The organism is Pseudomonas sp. (assembly GCF_030698175.1).
Lineage (GTDB): Bacteria > Pseudomonadota > Gammaproteobacteria > Pseudomonadales > Pseudomonadaceae > Aquipseudomonas.
This window is the reverse complement of record NZ_JAUYNT010000042.1, coordinates 34,521-59,813: the sequence shown is the minus strand read 5'-3', so window position 1 is coordinate 59,813 and position 25,293 is coordinate 34,521. Positions and strand designations below refer to the sequence as shown.

The 25,293-nt window shown below is 60.7% G+C and carries 20 protein-coding genes and 1 pseudogene; 14 read left to right on the top strand and 7 right to left on the bottom strand.

Translation table 11 applies throughout. The features are described from left to right. Positions 1 to 51: 51 nt before the first annotated feature. The 3 genes from Q8R10_RS20610 to Q8R10_RS20600 all read right to left on the bottom strand — a co-directional run bounded on the left by Q8R10_RS20610 (position 52) and on the right by Q8R10_RS20600 (position 1,030). Positions 52 to 225, bottom strand: a complete 174-nt coding sequence (locus Q8R10_RS20610) for a hypothetical protein (protein ID WP_305655974.1) — start codon at positions 223 to 225, stop codon at positions 52 to 54. Between the two features lie 30 nt (positions 226 to 255). Beyond that, on the bottom strand, positions 256 to 486 hold the full coding sequence (locus tag Q8R10_RS20605; protein WP_305655972.1) for a hypothetical protein: 231 nt from the start codon (positions 484 to 486) through the stop codon (positions 256 to 258). 355 nt (positions 487 to 841) lie between these two features. Then, complete coding sequence (locus Q8R10_RS20600) at positions 842 to 1,030, bottom strand: ribbon-helix-helix protein, CopG family (RefSeq protein ID WP_305656028.1); 189 nt, start codon at positions 1,028 to 1,030, stop codon at positions 842 to 844. Positions 1,031 to 1,248: 218 nt separating this feature from the next. On the opposite strand from Q8R10_RS20600, the gene Q8R10_RS20595 reads away from it, so the two are divergent. From Q8R10_RS20595 to Q8R10_RS20585, 3 genes are all read left to right on the top strand, one after another. Beyond that, complete coding sequence (locus tag Q8R10_RS20595) at positions 1,249 to 1,863, top strand: trimeric intracellular cation channel family protein (protein WP_305655971.1); 615 nt, start codon at positions 1,249 to 1,251, stop codon at positions 1,861 to 1,863. A gap of 137 nt (positions 1,864 to 2,000) precedes the next feature. Further along, the gene (locus Q8R10_RS20590) at positions 2,001 to 2,558 is read left to right on the top strand and encodes a hypoxanthine-guanine phosphoribosyltransferase (protein ID WP_305655969.1); all 558 of its coding nucleotides are present in this window, start codon (positions 2,001 to 2,003) and stop codon (positions 2,556 to 2,558) included. After that, entirely contained in the window at positions 2,555 to 3,055 is a 501-nt protein-coding gene (locus Q8R10_RS20585) for a WbuC family cupin fold metalloprotein (RefSeq protein ID WP_305655967.1), read from the top strand. The genes Q8R10_RS20590 and Q8R10_RS20585 overlap by 4 nt, the downstream gene beginning before the upstream one ends. Here the strand turns inward: Q8R10_RS20585 and dauA are convergent. Next, entirely contained in the window at positions 3,052 to 4,776 is a 1,725-nt protein-coding gene (gene dauA, locus Q8R10_RS20580; RefSeq protein WP_305655966.1) for a C4-dicarboxylic acid transporter DauA, read from the bottom strand. The genes Q8R10_RS20585 and dauA overlap by 4 nt on opposite strands. A gap of 241 nt (positions 4,777 to 5,017) precedes the next feature. Between dauA and Q8R10_RS20575 the strand changes: the two genes are divergently transcribed. The 4 genes from Q8R10_RS20575 to Q8R10_RS20560 all read left to right on the top strand — a co-directional run bounded on the left by Q8R10_RS20575 (position 5,018) and on the right by Q8R10_RS20560 (position 8,726). Further along, the gene (locus Q8R10_RS20575; protein WP_305655965.1) at positions 5,018 to 5,305 is read left to right on the top strand and encodes a PA4642 family protein; all 288 of its coding nucleotides are present in this window, start codon (positions 5,018 to 5,020) and stop codon (positions 5,303 to 5,305) included. Between the two features lie 7 nt (positions 5,306 to 5,312). Continuing rightward, positions 5,313 to 5,912, top strand: coding sequence for a hypothetical protein (locus Q8R10_RS20570; protein WP_371133379.1), 600 nt, complete (start codon positions 5,313 to 5,315; stop codon positions 5,910 to 5,912). A 422-nt stretch (positions 5,913 to 6,334) separates the two neighbouring features. After that, complete coding sequence (gene mqo, locus Q8R10_RS20565; RefSeq protein ID WP_305655961.1) at positions 6,335 to 7,837, top strand: malate dehydrogenase (quinone); 1,503 nt, start codon at positions 6,335 to 6,337, stop codon at positions 7,835 to 7,837. A gap of 304 nt (positions 7,838 to 8,141) precedes the next feature. Next, positions 8,142 to 8,726, top strand: coding sequence for a YajG family lipoprotein (locus tag Q8R10_RS20560; RefSeq protein ID WP_305655960.1), 585 nt, complete (start codon positions 8,142 to 8,144; stop codon positions 8,724 to 8,726). Positions 8,727 to 9,032: 306 nt separating this feature from the next. On the opposite strand, the gene Q8R10_RS20555 is transcribed toward Q8R10_RS20560, so the two are convergent. Beyond that, the gene (locus Q8R10_RS20555) at positions 9,033 to 9,917 is read right to left on the bottom strand and encodes a LysR substrate-binding domain-containing protein (protein ID WP_305655958.1); all 885 of its coding nucleotides are present in this window, start codon (positions 9,915 to 9,917) and stop codon (positions 9,033 to 9,035) included. 164 nt (positions 9,918 to 10,081) lie between these two features. On the opposite strand from Q8R10_RS20555, the pseudogene Q8R10_RS20550 reads away from it, so the two are divergent. From Q8R10_RS20550 to Q8R10_RS20535, 4 genes and pseudogenes are all read left to right on the top strand, one after another. Then, positions 10,082 to 10,207 (top strand): annotated as a pseudogene (locus tag Q8R10_RS20550) (N-carbamoylputrescine amidase); the annotation flags it as partial. A gap of 2 nt (positions 10,208 to 10,209) precedes the next feature. Beyond that, positions 10,210 to 11,316 carry an extracellular solute-binding protein gene (locus Q8R10_RS20545; protein ID WP_305655956.1) on the top strand — a complete coding sequence of 369 codons (1,107 nt, stop codon included), beginning with the start codon at positions 10,210 to 10,212 and terminating at the stop codon, positions 11,314 to 11,316. A gap of 162 nt (positions 11,317 to 11,478) precedes the next feature. Continuing rightward, on the top strand, positions 11,479 to 12,603 hold the full coding sequence (locus Q8R10_RS20540; RefSeq protein ID WP_305655954.1) for an agmatine/peptidylarginine deiminase: 1,125 nt from the start codon (positions 11,479 to 11,481) through the stop codon (positions 12,601 to 12,603). 59 nt (positions 12,604 to 12,662) lie between these two features. After that, positions 12,663 to 14,327, top strand: a complete 1,665-nt coding sequence (locus tag Q8R10_RS20535) for an amidohydrolase (RefSeq protein ID WP_305655952.1) — start codon at positions 12,663 to 12,665, stop codon at positions 14,325 to 14,327. A 54-nt stretch (positions 14,328 to 14,381) separates the two neighbouring features. Here the strand turns inward: Q8R10_RS20535 and Q8R10_RS20530 are convergent, their stop codons facing one another. Next, entirely contained in the window at positions 14,382 to 16,421 is a 2,040-nt protein-coding gene (locus Q8R10_RS20530; RefSeq protein ID WP_305655950.1) for a diguanylate cyclase domain-containing protein, read from the bottom strand. Between the two features lie 446 nt (positions 16,422 to 16,867). Between Q8R10_RS20530 and Q8R10_RS20525 the strand changes: the two genes are divergently transcribed. The 3 genes from Q8R10_RS20525 (at position 16,868) to Q8R10_RS20515 (ending at position 21,630) form a co-directional block, all read left to right on the top strand. After that, positions 16,868 to 19,114 (top strand): molybdopterin oxidoreductase family protein, encoded by a 2,247-nt coding sequence (locus Q8R10_RS20525; RefSeq protein ID WP_305655949.1) that lies wholly within the window; start codon positions 16,868 to 16,870, stop codon positions 19,112 to 19,114. A gap of 18 nt (positions 19,115 to 19,132) precedes the next feature. After that, complete coding sequence (locus tag Q8R10_RS20520; protein WP_305655947.1) at positions 19,133 to 21,133, top strand: DmsC/YnfH family molybdoenzyme membrane anchor subunit; 2,001 nt, start codon at positions 19,133 to 19,135, stop codon at positions 21,131 to 21,133. A 116-nt stretch (positions 21,134 to 21,249) separates the two neighbouring features. After that, a complete protein-coding gene (locus tag Q8R10_RS20515) occupies positions 21,250 to 21,630 on the top strand; it encodes a hypothetical protein (protein WP_305655946.1) in 381 nt (126 codons plus the stop codon). Between the two features lie 129 nt (positions 21,631 to 21,759). Here Q8R10_RS20515 and Q8R10_RS20510 read toward each other — a convergent pair whose 3' ends face one another. After that, positions 21,760 to 25,233, bottom strand: a complete 3,474-nt coding sequence (locus Q8R10_RS20510; protein ID WP_305655945.1) for a PAS domain-containing hybrid sensor histidine kinase/response regulator — start codon at positions 25,231 to 25,233, stop codon at positions 21,760 to 21,762. Positions 25,234 to 25,293: the final 60 nt, after the last annotated feature.

Here is a 25,293-nt window from a genome sequence, read left to right as displayed (position 1 = left end):
TCGGTGCGCGGCGGACTATCGCTCGCCGCGTGGCTGCTGAAGCCTGGGATGCTAGCTGGGTTGTGATTGGCCTGGGTAGGGATGCGCGGCGTCGATGCGCTCCTTGAGTTTGGCGGCGTACTCATGGGCGCTTTGCGCATGGCGAAATTCCACGCTTTGGTTGGCGAAGCGTACCGTCCACAGCGCTTCACCGAGAGTGGAGGAATATTCAACTTTGACCGACATGGCACGGGACTCCTTTGCTGGCGTGCGAGCCTAGAAATGAATTTCTGCAGCCTTGATGCCAAGTTGCCTGAGCTCTTCGATCAGCTTATCGAGACAGCTAAAGGACTCGATCTCTTCGCCGTCATCGACCAAGAAAAAACTCCTGCCGGCGCCTTTTTTGAAGAACACAATCCAGTCTTTGGTGTTGGTTGGGTTGGAAATGACATGGGTATCGAAAATCACGCCTTCGGTATGTTTGGCTTTTACATCTTCACGCTTCATTACAGTCCCCAAGTGGCGGCGAGTGGTTAAAACAGTGCAACAGATGAGCACCTGGCGGGTCAGCCAGGCGCAATGCGGGCGTGCGTTCGGGTATTTCTGCAGATGCTTTTATTGTCACCGTATTATAATAGCATGCGCATACTGTGTTGCGCTTCGACCTTGGTCGCGCGGGGGGGGGGCGCCAGTTAATACCCCGGCAGGCGCTAACCGCCGCCCCGTGTGGCGCGGTGATTGTCTATGGGGCGCTGCCCCGAGCTTTTGTGGTGCACGCGCAAGGCGGCAGCCAAGCTTCGGCGCAGGCAGCGAGCCGTACTGGGGTGGTTGAGTCTGAAGAGGGTGCGCAACGGCGAGGTGTTTAGCTTTTGCCGTTCAGGTTGATTTTGCTTTTGGTTGCGTAGCTCACGCCGTGGGCTTCGAGGTAGTCACGGATCAGCTGGCGCACCACCTGTGATGAGGTCAGGTCCTGACCGGCGCAAAGCTCTTCCAGGGCCTTTTTCTTGACCGGGTCGATAAGTATGGTGAGGCGTGCAGTTTTGTTTTCCATGGGTTGCTCAGTCATGATCGCGATAAATGTTAATAAAATTGTAATTGCCCGGCCTTGGGCTGTCACCGCCCATGGGTTATCGGTGGTCATGCCAGTCTATAGCCAGATAGTCATTACAGCTTGATGCTAACAAGATTATAATAAAAACCAATTCAATTAGTCTGCTGGGCGGCGTCAACGCCTGTGACATCGGGCTTGGTCAAAGGGTTGGTGCGGCGATGACAGTGCTCTATTACTGCGATCTTTTTGGCGTGGCGGTTTTTGCGGTAAGCGGTGCCTTAATGGCGGGGCGTAAATCGATGGATTTGTTTGGGGTGTCGGTGCTCGGCTTGGTCACCGCCCTGGGTGGCGGCACCTTGCGCGATGTGATTTTGGCCCGCCATCCGGTGAGCTGGGTGGCTGATCAAAGCGGCATCTGGGTAGCGCTTGGCGCGGCGTTGGGCACCGTATTGTGGGTGCGCATGACCAAACCCATTCATGAATTTGGCTTGTTGCTGGCCGATGCTTTTGGTTTGGCAGTATTTACCGTCAGCGGCACGGCGATGGCCCTGGCTCAGCAGGTGCCGGTTGGCACGGCGCTGATCATGGGGGTGATGAGCGGTGTGGTGGGTGGGGTTATTCGCGATGTGTTGTGCAATGAAATCCCGCTGATTTTCCGCCAGGAGATTTACGCCTTGGCCTGTCTGCTCGGGGCGCTGGTGTACGTGGCCTTATTGCAGTTGCAGTGCGCCGCAGAGCCCGCCTCCATTATCGCCATGGGCGTGGTGTTTAGCGTGCGTATGGCCGCCATGCGTTGGCAGTGGCGCTTACCGAGGTTCCATCTGCTGGACTAAGTGGGCTGGGCGCCAATTCCGCGCTGGCCAGTTAGTCGCGACCCAGGGTGACGTTTATCCTGTGGCGCTTGCTGCTTGGCCGATTGGTCAGTATCTTTTGTCCCCTTTTTTACTGGGCTTATCGCAGAGGAATCACTATGTCCGTTGATCTGGCGCACATCCGTCAAGTAATGGCTGAGGCCGATTGTCTGTACACCGAAGCCCAGCTTGAGGCGGCAATTGAGCGGGTGGCGCAGGCGATTAACGCCGAGTTGGCGGAGCGCAATCCGGTGGTGTTTTGCGTGATGAACGGCGGCTTGGTGTTTTCCGGCAAGCTGCTGCCCAAGCTGAATTTCCCGCTGGAGCAGTCGTACCTGCACGCCACTCGTTACCGCAACGAAACCAGCGGTGGCGAGCTGTTCTGGAAGGCCAAGCCGGAAATATCCTTTATTGACCGGGATGTTTTGATCATCGACGACATTCTCGATGAGGGGCACACCCTCGGCGCCATCATCGATTTCTGCCAGCATGCCGGAGCCAACGCGGTGCACACCGCCGTGCTGATCGACAAGGAACACGACCGCAAGGCGCGCCCGAGCCTGAAAGCCGATTACGTCGGCTTGACTTGCATCGACCGCTACATCTTCGGCTATGGCATGGACTACAAGGGCTACTGGCGCAATGCCGCCGGCATCTATGCGGTCAAGGGTCTGTGACGGTACCCCGCTTTCTCGATCAAGCGCTGTTTGCTGACCTGGCTGCCCAGGCGGCAGCCACTCCGCGCCAGCGTCAGCATCACAACTTGCATGCCATGAGCGAGCCTTGCCACCGGATGGTGGTGGGACTGCAACCGGGCAGCTATATCCCGCCGCATCGGCACTTGGCCGACGATAAAGCCGAAACCTTGCTGGCGTTGCAGGGTTGCTTTGGTTTGCTGATCTTTACCGAGGCGGGCGAGCTGCTGGACAAGCGCTTGTTGCAGGCCGGCGGCGGATGTGCCGGTGTCGATCTACCGCCGGGAGTGTTTCATGCACTGGCGGTGCTGGCGCCGGATAGCGTGCTGTTCGAGTGCAAGGCTGGCCCGTATAGGCCAATCACCGAGGCGGAACTAGCGCCCTGGGCGCCACGTGAAGGCGCGCCCGAGGTGGCCAGTTACCTGGCCTGGATGCAGGCGCAATTCAAGCAGTCGGTGGATAACTCCCAACCGTCTTAGTTGTCTGCGGGCTCTGGATTTAGCCAGCGCAACGCCTTCTCGCGGGCTTGGTCGAGGTTGCCGACATAGGCCAGTCGACCTTCTTCGCGCTGGATATTGGCCCGGCGCAGCTTGAGTCGCACCCGTGGTGAGCTGCCCACTAGAATCAGACCAATGTTCTGTTTGCGGTAGTCGCGCAGCACATTATCCAGGGCTGCCAGGGCGGTCAGGTCCAGCAGCGGCACGGCGCTGATGTCGACAATCACCAGCTTCACGCCGGGGGCGTAGCGGCGCAGAACGCTGAGGGCTTTTTCTGCCGCGCCAAAGAACAACGGGCCGCGAATGGCGTACACCAGCACGTGTTCGGGCAGATCTTGCAGGGCTTGATGGAAGTGCTTGGGCAAGACCGCCGTGTCGGTCAGGTCGCTCATGCGCTTGATAAACAAGCCGGCCGCCAGCAGTAGGCCGACGCCGACCGCCAGCACCATGTCGAACAGCACAGTCAGAATCAAGCAGGTCAGCAGCACCAGCACGTCACTGCGTGGGGCGATGCGCAGGGTGTGCAGCACATGTCCCGGTTCGCTCATATTCCAGGCCACCATCAGCAGTAACGCCGCCAGCGCCGCCATCGGCAGGTAACTGAACAGCGGTGCCAACAGCAGTATCGCCACCAGCACCACGCCGGCATGGATGATCGCCGCCAGTGGCGAGAAGGCGCCGGCACGCACATTGGCGGCGCTGCGGGCGATGGCGGCGGTGGCGGTAATGCCGCCAAACAGTGGGGCGACCAAGTTGCCCAGGCCTTGGCCGATCAGCTCGGCATTCGGGTCATGTTTGCTGCCGGTCATGCCGTCGGCGACCACCGCGCAGAGCAGCGATTCAATCGCCCCGAGCATGGCGATGGCAAAGGCTGGTGCCAGCAGCTGGCGGATCAGCTCAAACGACAGTTGCAGCGGCTGACCATTGGCTGCCGGCAATTCCCAGGGCCAGGCAAAGCTCGGCAGAAACGGCGGGATGCCGGCATGCACAATGCCGTCGAGGCTGTAGCTGAAGCGCTCGCCGAGGGTCGCCAGCGGTATGCCGAAGTGCTCCAGGGTCAGTCCGGCAAAAGTGCCGACGGCCAATGCAGCCAAGTGGCCAGGCACCTTGGGTACCCAGCGCGGCCAGATCAGCAGCACCGCCAGGCTGATGGCGCCGACCAGGGCATCGCCTAAATGGGCGCTGGGTATGGCGCTCAGTAACACTTCGAGTTGCTGTAAATAATGCAGCGGCTGACTGCTTAACGTCAGGCCGAAAAGATCTTTAAATTGCAGGGTGGCAATCACCACACCGATGCCAGCGGTAAAACCGAGTGTCACCGGGTAGGGCACAAATTCGATCAGTCGCCCGGCCCGCGCCAGTCCCAGGGCGATCATAATCAGCCCGGCGAGCATGCTGCACAGCAGTAAGCCAGCCACCCCGTATTGCTGGGTGATCGGCAGCAAGATCACCACAAAGGCGGCGGTCGGCCCGGACACATTAAAGCGTGAGCCGCCAGTCAGGGCGATCAGCGGCGCCGCCACCAGCACGGTGTAGAGGCCGTATTGCGGCGCCACACCGACGGCAATTGCCAGGGCCATGGCCAGTGGAATGGCGATGATGCCGACCGTTAAGCCGGCGGCCAGATCACCGCGCAAGGCTTTCAATGAGTAACCGGCCTGCAGCGTTTGACGCCAGGCGGCGAACAGCGGAGGTAAGTGCATTGGGCGGCTCGGGTGCGCGGCTAATGACTGCAGTATAAGTCTGTGCAACTGGCTTGACCGTGGTTGTCGGGGGTTTTAGCGCACCGCAGCTGGTCATTTTGGCGGTATGGGTGCGCGTTATTGGGGCTTGGTACTCGCCCGCGCTTAATGTCGCGGTGCAGACCCGTGCGTGCGCGTTGAGCCTGGGCCGGCCCGTGGGTAAACTGTCGGCCTGGTAAAATTCGATGTAGTGGAGCGACTGATGCGTAAAGACAAGAAACAGGTAATTGGCGAAGAAATTGCTGATGAGCCGATTAAGCTGTTCCTGGCCGTTGAGCCGGCAGATGCCACACCGCCATCTTTGCACAAGCTGATCAAGGCTTACCGCGGCCTGCGGGTTGATGACTTCGAGCGCTTTGTCGGCTTCTTTGTCGCCGCTGGTTTTGACCTGAATGCCAGCGACGAGCAAGGCCGTGATTTTGTTGCCTTGATTGCCGATCAGCGTTTGGCCCAGCCATACATCGAGATCATCCAGGCCGCCCGTGCTTGAGTCTCAGCTGGTTCGCGGCGCGGCATGGTTGGCGCTGCTGAGCGCCAGCTTGCTCGGTGGTTGCAGCAGCCAGCCGCCCAAACAGCAAGAAGACCTGTGCCTGATCTTTGCAGAAAAACCCGAGTGGCATACGGTCGCCGAAGACGTCAGCAAGCGCTGGGGCACGCCGGCCTTTGTGCCTATGGCGATGATGTATCAAGAGTCGAGCTTTCGCGCCGATGCCCGTCCGCCGATGCGCTACTTCCTCGGCATCATTCCCTATGGCCGACCCAGCACCGCCTATGGCTATGCACAGGTAAAGGATGAGACCTGGGCCGATTATCAACGCGAGACCGGCAATAACTGGTCGAACCGCGATAATTTTGACGATGCCCTGGACTTCATGGGCTGGTACACCAGCAAAACCCAGAAGGTTAATGGCATCTCCAAATGGGATGCCTATAACCAGTATCTCAACTATCACGAGGGCTGGGGCGGCTTCAGCCGTGGCAGTCATCTGCAAAAAGCCTGGTTGCTGCCGGTGGCGCGCAAAGTTGATGAGCGCTCCAGGCGCTATTCGATGCAATACAAAGGTTGTAAAGACAGCCTCTCATCCGGCTGGTTTTAATAGCGAAAAACCCCAGGTTATGCGGCGAAAAGTCGCGGTTTAAGCGACCGTAAGGGGCTAGGCCGGCAAGAAAAAGATCAGCGGAAGCGGCTTGCGCAATTTTTGCGTTAAGCAATGCGTCATTAATGGTATCGTTCGCGCCGCAAAAATAACGCCCTTATAGGGGCCTGTTCTGTGCAGAAATGGCAGCGTTGGGAGATATCCTGATGAGTGTCAATGAGCTGTTGAGCTGAACCCAGTCGCTTGTTTGTCTCCGGTTGTGGGGCTGGTTGAGGTGCATGCAGGGGGCCATTAGTTATCTGGAAGTTACCTCTTCCTGGCTCTGAATACGTCTGGCGGGCAGTAATGATCAGTTGGTGCGGGCTCAACCAAGCGAGCCGCCCCGGCGGGATGCAGCAGATTTCGATTGTGGAGATGCGGTAATGGCGCAAAACGATAACCAGGCAGTAGATGTGGTGTTGGTTGGGGCCGGCATCATGAGCGCAACGCTCGCCGTGCTGCTCAAAGAGCTTGATCCGACGATCAAGCTGGAAGTTGTTGAGTTGATGGATGCGGGTGCTATCGAGAGTTCCAACCCATGGAACAACGCGGGCACCGGCCATGCTGGCTTGTGTGAGCTTAATTACACGCCGCAGGCTGCAGACGGTTCGGTCGAGATCAAAAAGGCCGTCAGCATCAATGCCATGTTCGAGGAGTCCAAGCAGTTTTGGGCCTACTTGATCGAAAAAGGCACCTTCGGCTCCGCGCAAAGTTTCATTAACCCAGTACCCCATCTCAGTTTCGTGCGTGGCCAGGAAGACATCGGTTTTCTCAAGTCGCGCTTTGCCCAGATGAGCAAGCACCATTGCTTCCATGGCATGGAATACACCGAAGACCGCGACACCCTGGCGCAGTGGATGCCACTGATGATGCCGGGCCGCGCCGCCGATGAACCGGTCGCGGCGACTCGCGCTCTGGGCGGCAGCGACGTCAACTTCGGCTCGCTGACCAACCAGTTGCTGCACTTTTTGTCTGAGCAAGATCACACCGACGTTAAGTACAGCAATAAAGTCGTGGGCCTGGAGCGTAACGACGCCGGTTGGCTGGTCAGCATCAAGGATCTGGTCGCTGGCAGCACCCGTAAAGTGCAGTCGCGCTTCGTCTTCCTCGGCGCTGGCGGCGCGGCCTTGCCGTTGCTGCAGATGTCCGGTATCCCGGAAGGCAAGGGCTTTGGCGGTTTCCCGGTGAGTGGCCAGTGGCTGCGTTGCGACAACCCCGAAGTGGTCAGCCAGCATCAGGCCAAGGTTTACAGCCAGGCCGATGTCGGCGCGCCGCCGATGTCGGTGCCGCACTTGGATACCCGCATGGTCGAGGGTAAAAAGTCCCTGCTGTTCGGGCCTTACGCCGGTTTTACCACCAAGTTCTTGAAGCATGGCTCGTTCCTCGATCTGCCGCTGTCGATCCGTCCGAGCAATATCTTGCCGATGCTGGCCGTGGCGCGCGACAACTTTGACCTGACCAAATATCTGATGGGCGAAGTGCTGCAGTCCCAAGACCAGCGCCTGGACGCTTTGCGCAAGTTCTACCCGAATGCCAAGGCCGAAGACTGGCGCTTGGAGACGGCCGGCCAGCGCGTGCAGATCATCAAGAAAGATGAAAAGAACGGCGGCATTCTGCAGTTCGGCACCGAGTTGGTGGCCTCCGCTGATGGCAGCCTGGCGGCCTTGCTGGGCGCCTCCCCAGGTGCTTCGGTGACGGTTTCGATCATGCTCGATCTGCTTGAGCGCTGCTTTCCTGAGCAGCTGCGCAGCGAGCAGTGGCAGTCGCGTTTGCGAGGTATCTTCAAGGCTACCGCGAAGACCCTGGAAACCGATGCCGAGCTATACCGCAGCGTGCAGGCGCAATCGGATCAGGTGTTGGGTCTGGGCCCGACCGCAGCAGCCTGAGCTTGATGCGTTGACTAAACCGCCCTTCGGGGCGGTTTTTGTTTTTGTGCTCGTTAGGTGTTGATGCCCATTAACCGTTGGGAAACCGGGCGTAGGATGTGGTGGAGCGCAGCGATACCCATCACGGGCTTGATCGCCGTCGATACTCGATGGGTATCGCAAGCTCAATCCATCCGACAAAGAGCTACTGCAGCTTGAGGGAACCTGGCGCCTAGGCGTCGGTCAAAAACTGCCGCTGCTGTAAGCGGCGCGGCGGCGTGGTTATACTGCCGCTTATTTGCCGCCCACCCTTGGAGAGATGAACATGCTGCATCGCCTGTTGTTCGGTTTGTTGGCTGTTAGCAGCCTGACCCTCGTTGGTTGCGTCCACAGTCCGCAACAACTTAGCCCGATCCCTGTGTTGAATACCCCGCTAACGGCGGTTGGTCATGGTCAGCCGGTGCAAGTGCGTTTGGTCGATGGGCGTAAGTCGCCTGTGTTGGGCACTCGTGGTGGCATGTACCCGGAAACCAGCACCATCAGCGTGGCCGGTCAGCAACTGATGCCCAAGCTGCAGGCGCAAGCCGAAGCGGCGGTGCGTTTGCTTGGCTTTACCCCGAGCAGCAATGCCTACAACGCGCCACAGCTGACCCTGACCCTGACCGATTTGAAGTATCAGTCGCCCAAGGAAGGTCTGTATGTGACTGAAGCAACTATCAACGCCAACTTCCGGGTTGACGCGCAAAACGCCACGCGTCGCTACAGCGGCCAATATGGCGCCTCGCTGAATCAACACTTTGGCATGGCACCGAACGAGCAAACCAACAACAAGCTGGTCAGCGAAGTGCTCAGCGATGCCCTGAGCCGCGCCTTTAAAGACCCGAGTATTGGCCAGTTATTGGCGCAGTAACGACCGACAGGTAAGCGCGCGTGTTTGGCTGAATAGCTGCTGCGCCACTCAGACAAAAACGCCCCGACTGGTTCGGGGCGTTTTTGTTTGGGCTTTTTGTGAGGGGCGTAGTCTTTTGTGAGAGGGTGTTGGCCTTGATGTTTGTGCTGTCGGCACTGGCCAATCGCGGATAAATCCGCTCCTACAAGGGGCGGCTAGCCGATGAAATTGCTGCAGGTGCCGGGCTTGCGTAGGAGCGGATTTATCCGCGATGAGTTTTGCGCCGTAGGGAAAAAACTGAATCAGCGTGCAGTTTGGAAACCGCGCCTATAAAGCGCTAGAACCCGGCGGATGCACATCCGCCAGTTGACTCTCCAGCCAGGCGCAAAAGTTGCGGGTCAGCGGGTTGTTTTCGCTGTCGTGATGCACCAACCAGGCCCAGCTCGGGCCGTCGATGCGTTGCTCGGTCAAGGGCTGCAAGAGGCCGTTGGCTTGCGCGGATTGGCTGAGCAATTGGCTGACCAGGGCGATGCCCAACCCACCGCAAGCGGCATCCAGCAACAGGCCGGGGTCGGAGAAGTTCAGGCCGTTGCTCTGTTGGCCGACATCGACGCCGGCCGCCACCGTCCAATGGCTCCAATCCATTTGCCGTTCGCCATGCAGGGTGCAGCGTTGCGCGGGCGGCTGTGTCAGCACGCTGGGGTGGCAGGCCGGAAACAGCTGGTCGCGATACAGCGGTTTAAAGCTGCAGTCGGCTTGCGCCGTGAGGTCGTCGCGCACCGCCAGGTCGATGGTCTGGCTGGCCATGTCGGGGGCTTCGTCACTGGTAAACAGCCACAGATCAACCTCGGGATGCAGCTGGCGAAAATCGCCCAGACGCGGCAGTAGCCAATGGCGGGCGAAGGCCGGGGTGGTGTTGAGGATCAGTTGATTGGGCTTGTGGTACTGATCCAGCCGGCGGATGCCCATGGCCAGTTGTTGCAGCAGTGCCTGGGTGGTGCTCAGCAGGTCATGGCCGGCATCGGTGAGGCTGACGCTGCGACCGTTACGCGCAAACAACGGCTGCTCCAGGTAGGCCTCGAGGCTGCGAATCTGCTGGCTGATGGCCGACTGGGTGAGGTGCAACTCATCGGCGGCCTTGTGGAAGCTGCCCAGGCGCGCGGCCGCTTCGAAGCCGCGCAGGGTGTTCAGCGGTGGCCAATGTTTGAGCATGTCTGATAAGCCTCGCTAATCATTTGTCGGCTAAATCTATCGTTTGTTGCGCCATTTTTACAGGCTTAGCATGGATGTCGTAGCCGCTCTGGCGGTTTTCAGTGAACACAATGACTTAACTGAAAGGCATTTGTCATGCAGCAGCAACTGGCGCGGCACGCACGGCGGCCATGCGCGACGAGCGCCTGAGCTGGGGCATCTACCGCGACCGTCGGCCGCAGATGTGCGGCCCATTGCTAACGCTGGACGGTAAAACCATTAACGCCCGCTGGAACACCCAAGGAATCTGACCATGCACGCTACCCACACGTTGTTGCTCTGTTCGTTGAGCCTGGCCATCAGCGCGGCCATGCCGGCGGCGCAGGCCGCTGAGGCAGAGAAAACCCTGCATCTGTACAACTGGGCCGATTATTTTGCCGAAGACACCATCGCCAAGTTCAGCGCCGAAACTGGCATCAAGGTGACCTACGACGTGATGGACAGCAGCGAGACCCTGGAGGCCAAGTTGCTGTCGGGTCACAGCGGTTACGACCTGATCTTCCCCGGCGACACCGTCAGTGAGCGTTTGATGCGTGCCGGCGCCTTGCAAACGCTGGATAAAACCAAGCTGCCGCTGTTGGTCGATATCGAGCCAGGCTTGCAGAAACTGCACGGCAACTACGTCAACGCCAGCAAGGCCACGGTGCCGTATACCTGGGGCACCATCGGCCTGACCTACAACGTCGAGATGATCAACCAGCGCATGGCCGATGCGCCGGTGCACAGCCTGGACATGCTGTTCAAGCCCGAGCTGGCCGCCAAGTTTAAAGATTGCGGTATTTCGCTGATCGACTCGCCGGATGAAGTCCTGGCCGTGGTGCTCAATTACCTCGGTCGGCCACCGCGCAGTGGCGAGCCCGAGGACTTGAAGGCCGCCGAAGAAACCCTGATGAAGTTGCGGCCCTTTGTGCGCAAGTTTCAGTCGCAACCGACCACCGAATTGGTCAATGGCGACCTGTGCCTCTCGCTCGGTTACAGCGGCGACATGACCCAGTCGCAACGCGCCGCCGAGTCTGCCGGGAAGAAAGTCAACTTCGGCTACCGCATCCCCAAAGAAGGCAGCACCGTGTGGATGGACACCATGGCGATTCCGCTGGACGCCAAGCACCCCGAGTACGCCTACGCCTTTATCAACTTCGTGATGCGTCCAGAGAACATGGCCGCCATCAGTAACTTCACCGGTTACCCGACTTCCAACGCCAAGGCCCGCGCCAGCGTCGACCCGTTGATGACTGGCAACCCGGATATCTACGTGGCCGACGCGACCTACGAGCGGCTGATTCCTGGGGTCGACATCCCACAAAAAACCATGCGCGCACGCATGCGTACCTGGACCAAGTTCAAGACCGCCGCCCAGTGATGACAAATCGGCCGCAGTCATGGCGGCCGACTCGCGGTGCGGATTTAGCCCAGCAATTGCTGCGCTAACAGAAGGAGCAGTACGCCAGTGACGGCGGGGCGGGGCGCCGAAGGTTCGGCGCTCTAAGGCAATGCAACTATAAAAAACAAGTGAGATAAACGCATGTCTACACGTCGTGGCTTTATTAAACAGCTGTCCGCCGTCGCCGGTCTTGGTGCCGTGGCCTCCATGGGCCTGGGTCTGAATGCCCCCAAGTTGCAGGCGGCCATCGCCGGCAGCTGGTACATGCCGGATGAGAACGAACTGCAGGAGCGGATCTTCCTGTCCTTTGGCGCCTCGTCATCGGTCTGGGCGGACTGGGCCACGCCGGTGAATAACTGCGTAGCGCTGCTGGCCAAAACCATCGCCAAGTACCAGCCGGTCACGGTGCTGTGCCGCGCCAACCAGCTATCGCTGGCCAAGAGCAAGTGTGGCACCAGCAATATCAAGTTCATCACAGTGGCGCTGGACGATATCTGGGCACGTGACTACGGCGGCTGCTTCGTGGTCGATGATCAGGGCGGCCGTGGCCTGGTGGACTTCAACTTCAGCGGTTGGGGCAATAAACAGGCCCACGCCAATGACACTAAAGTGGCCGATGAGCTGAGCTACCAGACCAATGCCACCTATATCAGCAGTCAGCTGACGGGTGAGGGCGGTGGCATCGAGATCGATGGTTTCGGCACGGCGATCATGACCGAGAGCTGCTGGGTCAACGACAACCGCAATCCGGGCATGAGCCGTGACCAGATAGAGGCCGAACTAAAGGCCAATCTGGGGCTGCGCAAGATCATCTGGTTACCGGGTATCAAGGGCAAGGACATCACCGACGCCCACGTCGACTTTTACGCGCGCTTCGCCTCTAAAGGTGTGGTGATCGCCAACCTCGACAACGACCCCAAGTCCTATGACTACGCGGTAACCCGCAAGCATCTGGAAATTCTCAAGGCCGCCACCGATGCCGATGGCAACAAGCTGCAGGTGTTCACCCTGCCGCCACCGCTGAAAGTGCGCAGCAACGTCTACACCAAGAACAACCCGGACTTTGCTCTTGGTTACATCAACTACCTGCCGATCAATGGCGCGGTATTAGTGCCGCAGTTTGGCGACGCCGCCGCCGACAAGTTTGCCAAGGATCTGCTGACCAAGCTGTATCCGGGCCGCGTGGTGGTACAGGTGAATATCGACCCGATCGCCGCCGGCGGTGGCGGTATCCACTGCGTGACCAAGAACATGCCGGCGGTTTGATGCTTAACTGGAAAAGGCCTGGCCATGCGGCCCGGCCTGCATTTTTTAGGAGAATGTTTATGCGCCTGCGCTTGTCGATTAGCGCTCTATTGCTGTTGGCCAGCGCCGCTGTATTGGCCGCCGAGCCAGGTACTAGGCTGCTGCATAACGGCAAAATCTACACGGTGAATGCCGCGCAGCCGTGGGCCAGCGCCATGGTTATCGACGAGGACGGCAGCATTGTCGCCATCGGTGATGACGAGGACGTGGCCGAGTACGTTGATGATGAAACCGAGAAGGTCGACCTCGAAGGCCGCCTGGCATTACCCGGTTTTCAGGATACCCACGCCCACGTGCTGGACGCCTCATCCGAGGCCCAGGGCGATTGCAAAGTCGAGGCGGCCGATGACGTGCCGCAGTGGCTGCAAGAGATCAAGGCCTGCAATGACAAAGATGATGGCGACTGGCTGCAGGGCTGGGGTTTCTCCCTGCATAGCCTGCTGGGCGAGAAGCAAACCCCGCGTGAACTGCTCGACAGCGTCATCAGCGACCGTCCGGTGGCGATCATGGAGGAGACTTCGCACTCCTATTGGCTCAACTCCAAAGCCCTGACGCTGGCTGGCATCGATGCCGATACCCCCGATCCGGTCGGTGGTGTGATCCTGCGCGACAAGGCGGGCGAGGCCACCGGCCTGCTGCTGGACAACGCCGGTGACCTGGCGTTGGATAAAGCCTTGCCGCCGTCCAAGGCGCTCGACGAGGTGTATTACCAGGCCGTATTGGCTGGCCAGGACGAGCTGGCGCAAAACGGCATCACCTCGGTGGCCGATGCCCGGGTGTTCTGGCGTCGCGGGCATATGCAGGCCTGGCAGAAAGCCGCGAAAAACGACGAGCTGAAGGCGCGTACCGCGTTGGGCCTGTGGGCCTACCCGACCCTGGATGACGACGAGCAGTTGGTCGATCTCAAGGCCATGTACGACGAAGGCAATAATGACAGCCTGCTGCGCGTCACCCAGATCAAGTTCTATGTCGACGGCATCATCCACAACACCACCGCACGGCTGCAAAAGCCTTATGCGCAAAGTCTGCCAGGGGTTGAGCCGAAAGGCCTGTACTACTTCAGCCCCGAGCGTCTCGAGCGCTACAGCCGCGAACTGGCCAAGGCCGGTTTTGATATGCATATCCATGCCATCGGCGACCAGGCCGTTAGCGATGCCCTGGACGCCATCGACGCCACCGACGGCCAGGGCCGTCACCGCATCACCCACGTTGAATTGGTGGATGACGTCGATATCCCGCGCTTTAAGCAGCTGAATGTGATCGCCGATTTCCAGCCGAGCCCGTACTTCACGGCGGCGGCGCTCAAGGAGGTCGAACCGGCAATCGGTGCTCGCGCTCACGGGATGCTGCCCATGCGTGAGCTGTATGACTCCGGCGCCCGCGTGACCTTGAGTTCCGACTGGGACGTAAACCCGCTGTCGCCCCTGGGCATCATGCAAAACGCCCTGAGCCTGGGCGAGCGCAGCCTGCCGAACCTGGCCGCCGCAGTTAAGGCCTACACCCTGGATGCCGCCTACACCCTGCGCCAAGAGCAGAGCACCGGCTCGCTGGAAGTCGGTAAACAGGCCGATCTGGTGGTGCTGGATCAGAACATCTTCGATTTGCCGACCCAACAAATCGGCAAAGCCAAGGTGCTCTGGACTCTGCTGGGTGGCGAAGAGGTGTATCGCGACAAGGCGTTCTAACAGGCCGTTGAAAAACTACTGCGCTCGGCCATGCTGCGTTGCTAGCAGCCGGACTTAGGCGCTACCGCTTTGCGCTTGCGTCCAGTTGCCGCGGCCGTGTTGCTTGGCCTTGTACATGGCCAGGTCGGCGGCTTTGACCAGTTCGGCGACGCTACTGCCATGCTCCGGTGCCCAGGCCAGACCAATGCTGGCGCCGGTGCGTAAGGGCGTCTCCTGGTACAGAAAAGGGTGGCTCAGCGCCTGCAGAATCTTCTCGGCAATCCGCTCGGCATCGGCGCCGCTGTGCAGGTTGCTGAGGATTATGGTGAACTCGTCACCGCCCAGGCGTGCCACCAGATCATCGGCGCGCACCTGGGCCCGCAGCCGCTCGGCCACCTGGCACAGCAGCCAGTCGCCGGCGGCGTGGCCGTGGGTGTCGTTGACTGCCTTGAAGTGATCCAGGTCGATAAACAGCAAGCCGACCATGCCGGCGTCGCCACGCACTTGAGCGAGGTGTTGCATCAGGGCGATTTCAAACATCGAGCGATTGGCCAGGCCGGTTAAACCGTCGATTTCCGCCCGTTGCCGCAGATCCTGCTCGCGCAGGTTCTGAAAGTGGGTGCACAGCGCGCGTTCGATCAAGCGGGTCGCGGCCAGCAGAAAATCGCGCTCGTCCGGTTCGCACAGGGCTTGCGGGTCATGGGCTTCGACGCACAGGGCGGCCAGGTGTGAATCGACGTGAAAGGGCAGGATCAGACCATGGTGCTGCGGGCTGGCAAATTGGCATTGCAGCAGGTTCGGCAGGCCGCTTTCGCGTTGTGTCAGGGCGTTACTGAGCTGCTCGCTGGTCATGCCAATGGCGGCGTCGGCTGAGGCGCGCAAGCAATCGAAGCTCTGCCCGTCGTGGGCCGCAAGCCACAGGCTCCAGGCATCCAATGAGGCGCCGGTGGTCAGGGAGCCGGCCATGATGGCGAATAGCGCTGTGGTATCACCATGCAACACCGAGTCGTCGGTGGCGATGCGTACCAGCAGGGCATTGAGTTCGCGCTGGCGTTCACTGGCGCTACGACGCTGCTCGAAGGCCAGATCCAGGTCGTCGAGCATGACGTTGACCGCGCGGGCGACCTGGCTGATTTCGTCATTACCCTGGGTCTCCAGACGTTTATGGCTGGCGCTATTGTTGCCGATGGTGGCCAGGCCCCGGCTCAGACGCGTCAGACGTTTGAGGGCGGTGCGGTGAATGGCCAGGAAGGTGGCGCTGACGAATGCCAGCAAGGCCACAAAGGTAAAGCTCAGCAACTGTCTGGCAGTGGCTAGGCCTTCGTGATAGATGTCGCGCGGCATGCTCACTTGTATCAGCAGGGCTGGCGTGCCGATCAGGTCGTTAAACAGGGAGTAGGACGAGGCCGTGTCGGGATCGTCGCTTTGCAGCCACAGCGGTTGCCGGGCCAGGGCCGCCAGTACCTCGGGGGCGATGGTCGCGCTGCCGGGGCCTTGCAGGAGACTAAAGTGCAGGTTCAGTTTGGTCCGCTTGGCCAAGTTGTCGATGACGCCTCGGTCGAGGTACCTGAACATCACCAGTGTGCCTAAAGGTGGAAGTTCGCCGTTGCTATCGGTGATGGGGCTGCTGACTAACGCTAGCGCACGGCCCTGAACCGTGAGAATGCCTTGCTGGCGAGCATCTGCCGGCAGGCTGGCGAGGTTGGCGGCGATGCGCTGCAGCAATTCGCTGGACGGTTGCGTGGGCTTGTTGCTGGTGCTGTCGAGGTTGAGTTGAGTCTGCAGTTGCTGGTGGCGGTCAAACAGCAGAATGCCGTCGATCTGCAGGTTGATGAGGGTGCCTGGGGTTAAATTAGCGGCAATATAGTCTGGGTTATGGTCCTGCATGAACTGGTAGGTGTCGTCCCAGCCGCTGTAGTCAATGCCTATGCGGCTGAGGGTGTCGAGTTCGTTGTTAATCGCTTCGAGCAGGCGCTGATGGTTCTGCTCTTGTTGCGCCCGCTCCAGGACGGCGAAACGACCGAGCACCTGGGAGTGGATGGCCCAAGCGAAAGCCCCGATCAAGATCAGCATCGGCACCACCAGAATCAGGGCAATCTTACTATTAAGACGCAAGCTAATGGGCTCCTGTCGTGCGCGCAGATATGTACACAATAGAGCATAGAAGAGTCGCTCAATACAGCGCTCCTTGTGCGGGTGATTGGATGAAAACCGGCGAGTCCCTGCACATGCAGAACACATGCAGATGTTTTGGCCGTGCAGTTAGGCTGCGACTTGCACCATTGGCGGGCGTGCGTGCTGCGTTTTGGCGCGTTGCGCCCTGCATCGACAGCCTGCACCTGGCGGTTAGGTCGTTTAAATCGGCGCTTGTCGGTGGCGAATTGTCCCTGGTCAAGGCGCCAGCGGCTGCTCTGTGCCGGCGCTCCGGCTGCTGTTGCTGCGGCTTTAAGCGAAGCGGCGCGATTTTTGCTGATTAGCACTCAGCCCTGCGTCCGGTGCGGTACTGACCGCCTGCGCAAAATCTCGCAACGCTGCCCAGACAGCGGTCAGTAGGACATTCCATGATCTTTGGTCGCACACACCGTAAGCCGATTGCCATCCCCGTGAAAACCGTTAAAGAGTGGAAATACACTACCTGCAACTACTGCTCGACTGGCTGCGCCATCGAGCTGGGGTTGGGCGAGGACGGCCGCATCGTCACCAGCCGTGGCCATGCCGGCGCCGACGTTAATCGCGGCAAGCTGTGCATCAAGGGCCTGCTGGAGCACGAGCTGTTCGAGTCACCGGGGCGCGGCACGGTGCCGCTTGCGCGCGATAAGGCCCACCTGCCATTTCAGCCGACCAGCTGGGACAGCGCACTGGACACCACCGCGGCCAAGATCAAGGAAATCCAAGAGAAATACGGCCGCGATGCCTTCGCCGTGGTCTCCACCGGCCAGCTGCTGACCGAGGAGTTTTACACCCTCGGCAAACTGGTGCGTGGGCAAATCGGCACCAACAACTACGACGGTAATACCACCCTGTGCATGGCCTCGGCGGTGTCCGGTTACAAGCGCTCGTTCGGCTCGGATGGTCCGCCCGGTTGCTACGACGATTTCGAGCACACCCATTGTTTGATGGCGTTCGGCTCCAACCTGCCCGAGCAGCACCCGATCATCTACTGGCGCCTGAAAGAGGCGCTGGAGAAACGCAGCTTCCCGCTGATAGTGGTCGATCCACGGGTGACCATGCTGGCGCAATTTGCCGACATCCATCTGCCGATCACCCCGGGCACCGACTGCGTGCTGATCAACGCCATGCTCTACGTGATCTTCGATGAAGGCCTGCAAGACGACGCCTACATCGCCGCGCACACCAACGGCATCGACGAGTTGCGCGCCCTGGTGGCCGACTACAACCCCAAGACCGCCCAGCATGTGTGCGGCATCGACGAAGACCGCATCCGCACCGTGGCGCGCATCTACGCCAAGGCGCCGACCGCCATGAGCATCTGGACCATGGGCATCAACCAGTCAACTCACGGCTCGGATGGCGTGGTCAATATCAACAACCTCAATCTGGTCACCGGCAATATCGGTATTCCCGGCGGCACCAGTTTGTCGATCACCGGCCAGTGCAACGCCATGGGCACCCGCGAGTGGTCCTCCTGCTCGGGCCTGCCGGGCTACCGCGCGCTGGAAAAGGAAAAAGACCGCAACACAGTGGCGGATTTCTGGGGCATAGATCCGAGCTTCTTCCCGGCCAAACGCGGCCTGGCGCAGACCGACATCTTCCCGGCCATCGAGACCGGCGAGATCAAGGGCATGTGGCTGGTGGCGACCAATCCCATGACCTCCATGGCCAACCAGCCACGGATTCGCAAGGCCATGGAGAAACTGGAATTCTTGGTGGTGCAGGACGTCTATTCGGACGTAGAAACCACCCAGTACGCCCATGTGTATTTCCCCGCCGCCGTGTGGGCCGAGAAGGAGGGTTGCCACACCAACACCGAGCGGCGGGTCAACCTGACCCGCAACGTGCTGCCGCCCTTTGCCGACTCCAAACCGGACTTCTGGATCTTCAATCAGATGGCCAAGCGCTTCAGCGAGCGGAATAAAATCCACTTCCCCGAGACCGCCGAAGGCGCGTTCGAGGAGATGCGCGAGTTGTCCAAGGGCAAGGGCCGCACCCTGGATATTTCCGGCATGAGCTACGACCGCATCGAGGCGGCGCGCGGTATCCAATGGCCCTACAGTGAGGCCCAGGCGCAGCTAGATGAGGCCGCCATAGGCCCGGTGCTGAGTTTTGATATGCAGCGTCGTCAGGACTTTATCGGTGCGCGCCGCTTGTACACCGATGGGCATTTCCAGACCGACGATGGCCGCGCCAAGCTGATTCCGGTGCGCTTCTTCAACAACAACGAATGCCCAGACACTGAGTACCCGTTCTGGCTCAACTCCGGGCGGGTGGTCGAGCATTTCCACACCCGTACCCGTACCGGCAAGATCGGCAACTGCAACAAGTTCAGCCCCACCCCCTATATGGAGATGAACCCGGACGCCGCCGAGGCGCTGGGCATCGAGCACCAGAGCTATGTGCGGCTGGTCAGCCGGCGCGGCGATGCGGTGGTGATGGTGCAGCTGACCCAGCGGGTCGGTCGCGACATGTTGTTCGTGCCTTTCCACTTTCACGACTGCGTTAACCGCCTGACCTTGGGCCTGCTCGATCCCCATTCACGCCAGCCAGCGTTCAAGCAAAACGCCGTGCGCGTGGAGCCGATTGACCAGCAAGAAGCGGCGCGTTTAAACCTCGAACGCCGCGCGTTCTGACCGGCCGGGAGCCAGACTATGTTGACTAAAGATTCCGAAAACAGCCCCGCCGGTAACTGCGCCGAGCAGTGGCACAGCCCGATTCAGTTCGTCCCTGCCGCCGACAACAGCAGCGACGCGAGCATCTGGGAAGTGCGCACCGAGGAGCAGCCCTATGCTTTCCTCAGCGATAAAGAGATTGCCGACAGCAACCGCTACGGCCAGAAGATCGACCTGCTGGACTTGACCGAGCACAAGCTGCCGCTCGGTCGTTCGCTGTTTATCAACGAGAACCCGGCGGTCGGTAGCAACCCCAATCGCAACAAGCAGCATGGGTTCTTCTTCACCGCCGACAACTGCATCGGTTGCCACGCCTGTGAGGCGGCCTGCAGCGAGAAAAACAACAACCCGCCGCACCTGGCGTTTCGCTCCGTGGGTTATGTCGAGGGCGGCAGCTACCCTGACTACAAGCGCATGAACATCTCCATGGCCTGCAACCATTGCGACGATCCGGTCTGCCTGAAAGGCTGCCCGACCCGCGCCTACACCAAACACGTCGAATACGGCGCGGTGCTACAAGACCCGGAAACCTGTTTCGGTTGCGGCTACTGCACCTGGGTCTGCCCCTACAACGCGCCGCAACTGGACCCGGTCAAAGGCCAAGTGTCCAAGTGCAATATGTGTGTGGACCGTTTGGAAGTGGGCCTCAAGCCGGCCTGCGTGTCGGCCTGCGTCGGCAACGCGTTGGACTTTGGCGTGATCGAAAACATCCCGGCCAACCGCGAGCAGGCCCGGGTGGAAATCCCCGGCTTCCCGTCGCCGGAAATTACCCAGCCGAATATCCGCTTCCAGCAGATCAAACAACTGCCGGACGAGATGACCCGCACCGACTCCATGCCGGTCAAGTATCACAAAGACGCCAAGGGCCGTTATCGCCCGGCCATCGACCAGAAGCAGGGCAAGGCCAAGCACTGGAATTTGGCGCGGCTAAGCTCGAAAGAAAACCCGCTGGTGCTCTTTACCCTGGCCACCCAAGCGGCGGCGGGGGCCTTTGCCCTGGCGTTTCTCGGTGCGCAACTGGGCCTGCTGGAGTTTCTGCGGTTCAGCCAGTCGCTGCTCTATGTGCCGCTGGCCGGCCTGTGCTTCTTGATGGTGGCGTTCGGCTTGTTTATGTCGACCATGCACCTGGGCAAACCCAAGCGCTTCTACCGCGGCTTCAACAACCTGCGCCATTCGCCGGTATCCCGGGAGGGCTTGGGTATCGCCATCTTTATGGCGACGCTGGGCCTGCATATCCTGTTCAGCCTGCCGGCCAATGGCCTGTTTCAAACGGTGTTAAGCGCGCTGTTTGGCACTGAGATCGCCAGCCTGATTGCGCCGGCCACCAGCGCCAGCTTGGCCACTGTGTTTGGCGCCCTGGCGGTGCCGTCCAGCCTGATCGGCCTGTACTACATGAACCGCTGCTACCGGATCAAGGCGCGGCCGTTCTGGAACCACTGGCAGGTCGGCACCGCGTTCTTCGGCAGCATGCTGTCGCTGGGGGCCTTGGTTAGCGCCTTGGTGATGATCCCAACGCTGGCCCTGCTGGGCGAAAGCTATCAGGTGGCGCTGCTGGTCAGCGCCGGCGTGCTGTGCCTCGGCCTGGCGGTCGAGGCCATCGGCCACTGGGCGCATGCCCGCGCCATGGGCAGTGTCGAGAACGAAGGTGGTGCTTCGTACTACATCCAGAGCACCACCTTCGGCAAAACCTTTATCCTGCGCAATGTGCTGCTGGGCCTCAACCTGCTGCTGGCCAGCGGTTTGCTCGCCAGCTTGTTGCTGCTGGATAACGCCGGGCTGTTTAGTCTGCTGGGCTGGGCTTTGGTCGGCGGCGTGTTGGTGTTAACCAGTCTGGTCAGTCGCGCACTGTTTTATGTGCTGGTGATCCCAACCACCATGCCCGGCGCCTTCTTCTGGAAGAACAAAGGCTTCGAACAGCACGCCCGCGACATCGGCCTGGCCAATATGCCGCAAGTCGGCGTGGCGCAGCTGCGGCATTGATTGACAGTCACCTGTCTATCGATTGAACGGGTGGGCGCTGCGTAATCCGCCGGCGCGGCCTGTCTGCTGGTGGGCAACGCTTCGCGGTTGCCCACCCTACGCTTTGGAATTTGACCATGCAGTTAGAAGACTTACTGGGTAAAACCTGCGTCATCGGCCTGAGCTACTTCGGCCTGGAGGGCGAGCTGCTCAAGCAAAGCCAATGCTGCGGCACCGTCAGTTCGGTGGATAAGGAACTGGGCATCTCGGTGCAGTTGCAGCACAGCGACCCGGCTGTGCTGCAGCCGATCTTTATCCTGCCGCCCAATCTGGACGCCTGGTTTCGCGCCGCCCCCGGCCATTACCGGCATGCCGAGAGCGGCATGGACATGCTTAACCCCGAATTCCTGGTGACCTGGGACATCCACCGCACCCAAGGCAACGCCGCCGAAGGCCAGCACGAATGGTGGGAGTGGGTAGCCAACACGACTGCCCCGCAGGTGGGCAGCGGCGCGTAGGGCAAGTCGTCGCAAGCAGTACACCGGCCGCTGTGGTCGCTGGCGGAGTACTCACCGCGCCTTGGCGAGCTGTTCGCTATGCTCCTGGGGTCAGGTCTGCCCAGCAGCTGGCCGACTATTTTTTGCGTATTAACCCAGATGCAAATGCCGGCTGATCAGGGCGCGCAGGGCGGCGGGTTTGATCGGTTTGCTCAGGTAGTCGAGGCCGGCGGCATGCACGGCGGCGATCAGCTCCGGGCGGCCGTCGGCGCTGATCACCACGCCCGGTACCGGCGCTTCCATCCGGGTGCGCAGCCAGGCCATCAGCTCGGTGCCGGTGTCGCCGTCATCCAGGTGGTAGTCGACCAGCGCCAGTTGCGGGCGCACGTTTTCGTCCAGCAAATGCTCGCACTCCAGCCGGTTGCGCGCCGTCCAGACCTGGCAGCCCCAGCGCGACAGCAGGCTGTGCATGCCGCTGAGAATGCTGTCTTCGTTATCGATGCAGAGCACCTGGCTGCCGCTGGGTAATTGGCCGAGGGCCGGGGCGATTGGTTTGCTCTGGATTTGTGGCGCGCGCACCAGCGGCACGCTGACGCTGAACACGCTGCCCTTGCCCGGCCAGGAGCGCACCTGCAGTGGATGCTCGAGCACTTTGCACAGTCGGTCGGCGATGGCCAGGCCCAGGCCCAGGCCTTTTTCGGCGCGGGTCTGGTGGCTGTCGAGGCGTTTGAACTCTTCGAAAATCACCAGGCGTTTGTCTTCCGGGATGCCTGGGCCTTGGTCCCAGACTTCCAGTCGCAACCAGTCGCCCTCGCGGCGGGCACCGAGCAAAACGCGGCCCTGGGCATAGCGAAAGGCATTGGTGAGAAAATTTTGCAGCACGCGGCGCAGCAGCTTGCTGTCGCTGTCGATCCAGGCCTGGCTGTTGTGCAGGTGAAAATCCATGCCCTGTTGTTGCGCCAGGGCTTTGAATTCGCCGCCCAAGGTGGCGAACAGGTTGGCCAGCGGGAAGGCTTTGCGTTCGGCAATCACCTGGCCGCTTTCCAAGCGGGAAATATCCAGCAGGTCGCCGATCAGGTCTTCGGCCGAGCGCAACGAGCTGTCCAGCTGGCGCACCAGTTCCTGGGCATCGCGGGGCAGTTTTTCGGTCTGGTGAGAGAGCGCGGCGGAGAACAGTCGGGCGGCATTCAAGGGTTGCATCAGGTCGTGACTGACGGCGGCGAGAAAGCGGCTTTTCGACTGGTTGGCGGCCTCGGCGATGCCCTTGGCTTCGCCGAGCGCTTGATTGAGTGTCGAGAGTTCTTCGGTGCGTTGTTCGACCCGTTGTTCCAGGCCTTCGTTGGCGGCAATCAGCGCCTGTTCGGCTTGGCGAAACGCGGTGATGTCGGTGAAGCTCATGACGAAGCCGCCGCCCGGCATCGGGTTGCCGATCAGTTCAATCACCCGGCCATTGGCAAACTGTCGCTCGGAGCTGTGGGCATTGCCTTGGCGCATCCAGTTCAGGCGTTTTTCGATGTGTGCCTCGGTATCGCCAGTGCCGAACAATCCGCGCTCGGCGTTGAAACGGATGATGTCGGCAATCGGCCGGCCGATCCGCACCAGCCCGTCGGGATAGTCGAACAGCTGCAGATAGCGCTGGTTCCAGGCCACCAAGCGCAGGGCTTGGTCGACCACGCTGATGCCCTGGGTGATGTTTTCAATTGCGCCTTGCAGCAGCGCGCGGTTGAACTGCAGCACTTGCGAGGCTTCGCCGACGATGCGCACCACGTCTTCGACCTGCATCTCGCGGCCTTCGATGGCGGCCTTGACCACCACGCGGGTCGAGGAGGCGCCGAGCACCCCGGCTAGCAAGCGTTCGGTGTGGGCGATCCACTCGCTGTTGGCCGGTTGCGTGGGGTTGAATTCGCGGCCTTGGCGCTGGGCAAAACGCAGAAAACTTTGCTGCGCGCGCTCCTCACCGACAAAACGGCCGGCCAGCAGCAGCAGGTCTTGCAGTTGCACCGCCAGCAGGGTGCGGTTGCTCGGGCGCAGGCTGCTGTCCTGGCCGATAAAACGGCTGGCCTGCCAGTGCTCGGAGACCCGGGTGCGCGACAGCATGGACACCACGGCAAACACCAACCAGTTGCCGGCCAGGGCCAGCACCACGCCCTGGGTCAGCGGGTCGATGGGCAGTCCGAGGGCGTTGCTGGTCAATCCTTCCAAACCTGGAAACTGCCCCAGGGACCAGCTGAGGCCGCGGGCCACCTGGGGCAGTACCAGGGTGTAAAACCACAGCAGCGCGCCGACCGCTAAACCCGCAAATACCCCGCGACGGTTCGCGGGCTTCCAGTACAGGGCGCCGAGCATCGCCGGTGCCAGCTGGGTGACGGCGGCGAAGGCGATCTGGCCGATGGTGGCCAGGCTGGTGGTGGAGCCCAGCAGCCGGTAGCAGACATAGGCCAGCAGCAGAATTACTAGGATGCTGATGCGTCGCACGCTGAGCATCCAGTAGCGAAACACCTCAAACGGCCGCTCGGCGTTTTGCCGGCGCAGCAGCCAGGGCAGCAGCATGTCGTTGGAAACCATGGTCGAGAGGGCCACGCTGGCGACAATCACCATGCCGGTGGCGGCCGAAGCGCCGCCGATAAAGGCCAGCAACGCCAGCCAGGGGTGGGCTTGGGCCAGCGGCAGGCTAATCACAAAAGAGTCGGCCACCACGCCTGCGGGCAGCAAGAGTTTGCCGGCCAGGGCAATCGGCACCACAAACAAACCGGCCAATACCAGGTAGCCGGGGAACACCCAGCGCGCCAAGCGCAGGTCTTGCGGTTCGGTGTTTTCCACCACGCTGACGTGAAACTGCCGGGGCAGGCAGATGATCGCCATCATCGCCACAAAAGTTTGCACCAGCATCGATGGCCAGTTCACCTGTTCTTGCCAAAAGGCTTCTAGCTGCGGCGCGGCTTGGGCCTGGGCCAGCAAGTCGGCGGCGCCGTCATACAGGCCGTAGGTGACGAAAATGCCTACGGCGATAAAGGCCAGCAGCTTGACCAAGGATTCGAAGGCAATCGCCAGCACCATGCCGCGGTGATGCTCGGTGGCATCCAGGCTGCGGGTGCCGAACAGGATGGTGAACAGCGCCAGCGTCAGGGTCACGATCAGCGCGGTGTCCTGGGCATGCACGCCACCGGCATCGGCCTCGCCGCCGAGCATCAGGTTGACGCCCAGCACTATGGCTTTGAGTTGCAGGGCGATATAGGGCAGCACGCCGACCAGGCAGATCAGCGCCACTGCCACCGCCAGCGACTGCGATTTGCCATAGCGGGCGGCGATAAAGTCGGCAATCGAGGTGATGTTCTCCTGCTTGCTGATCATCAGCATCTTTTGCAGCATCCAGGGCGCGAACAGCATCAGCAGGATTGGTCCCAGGTAAATCGGCAGAAACGCCCACAGCTGCCCGGCGGCCTGTCCGACCGCACCAAAGAAGGTCCAGCTGCTGCAATACACCGCCAGCGACAGGCTGTAGACCCAGGCGCGAACCTTGGGCGGCAGCGGCGTGCGGCGTCGGTCGCCATAAAAGGCGATGGCGAACAACAGTGCCATATAGGCCAGGGCGACAACGGCAATCAGGCCGATGGACAGCGTCATGCAAACTCCAATGGCAGCGGACGACTCGGGCAACATTCGCGCGGCTGCTGGGCCTGCGTG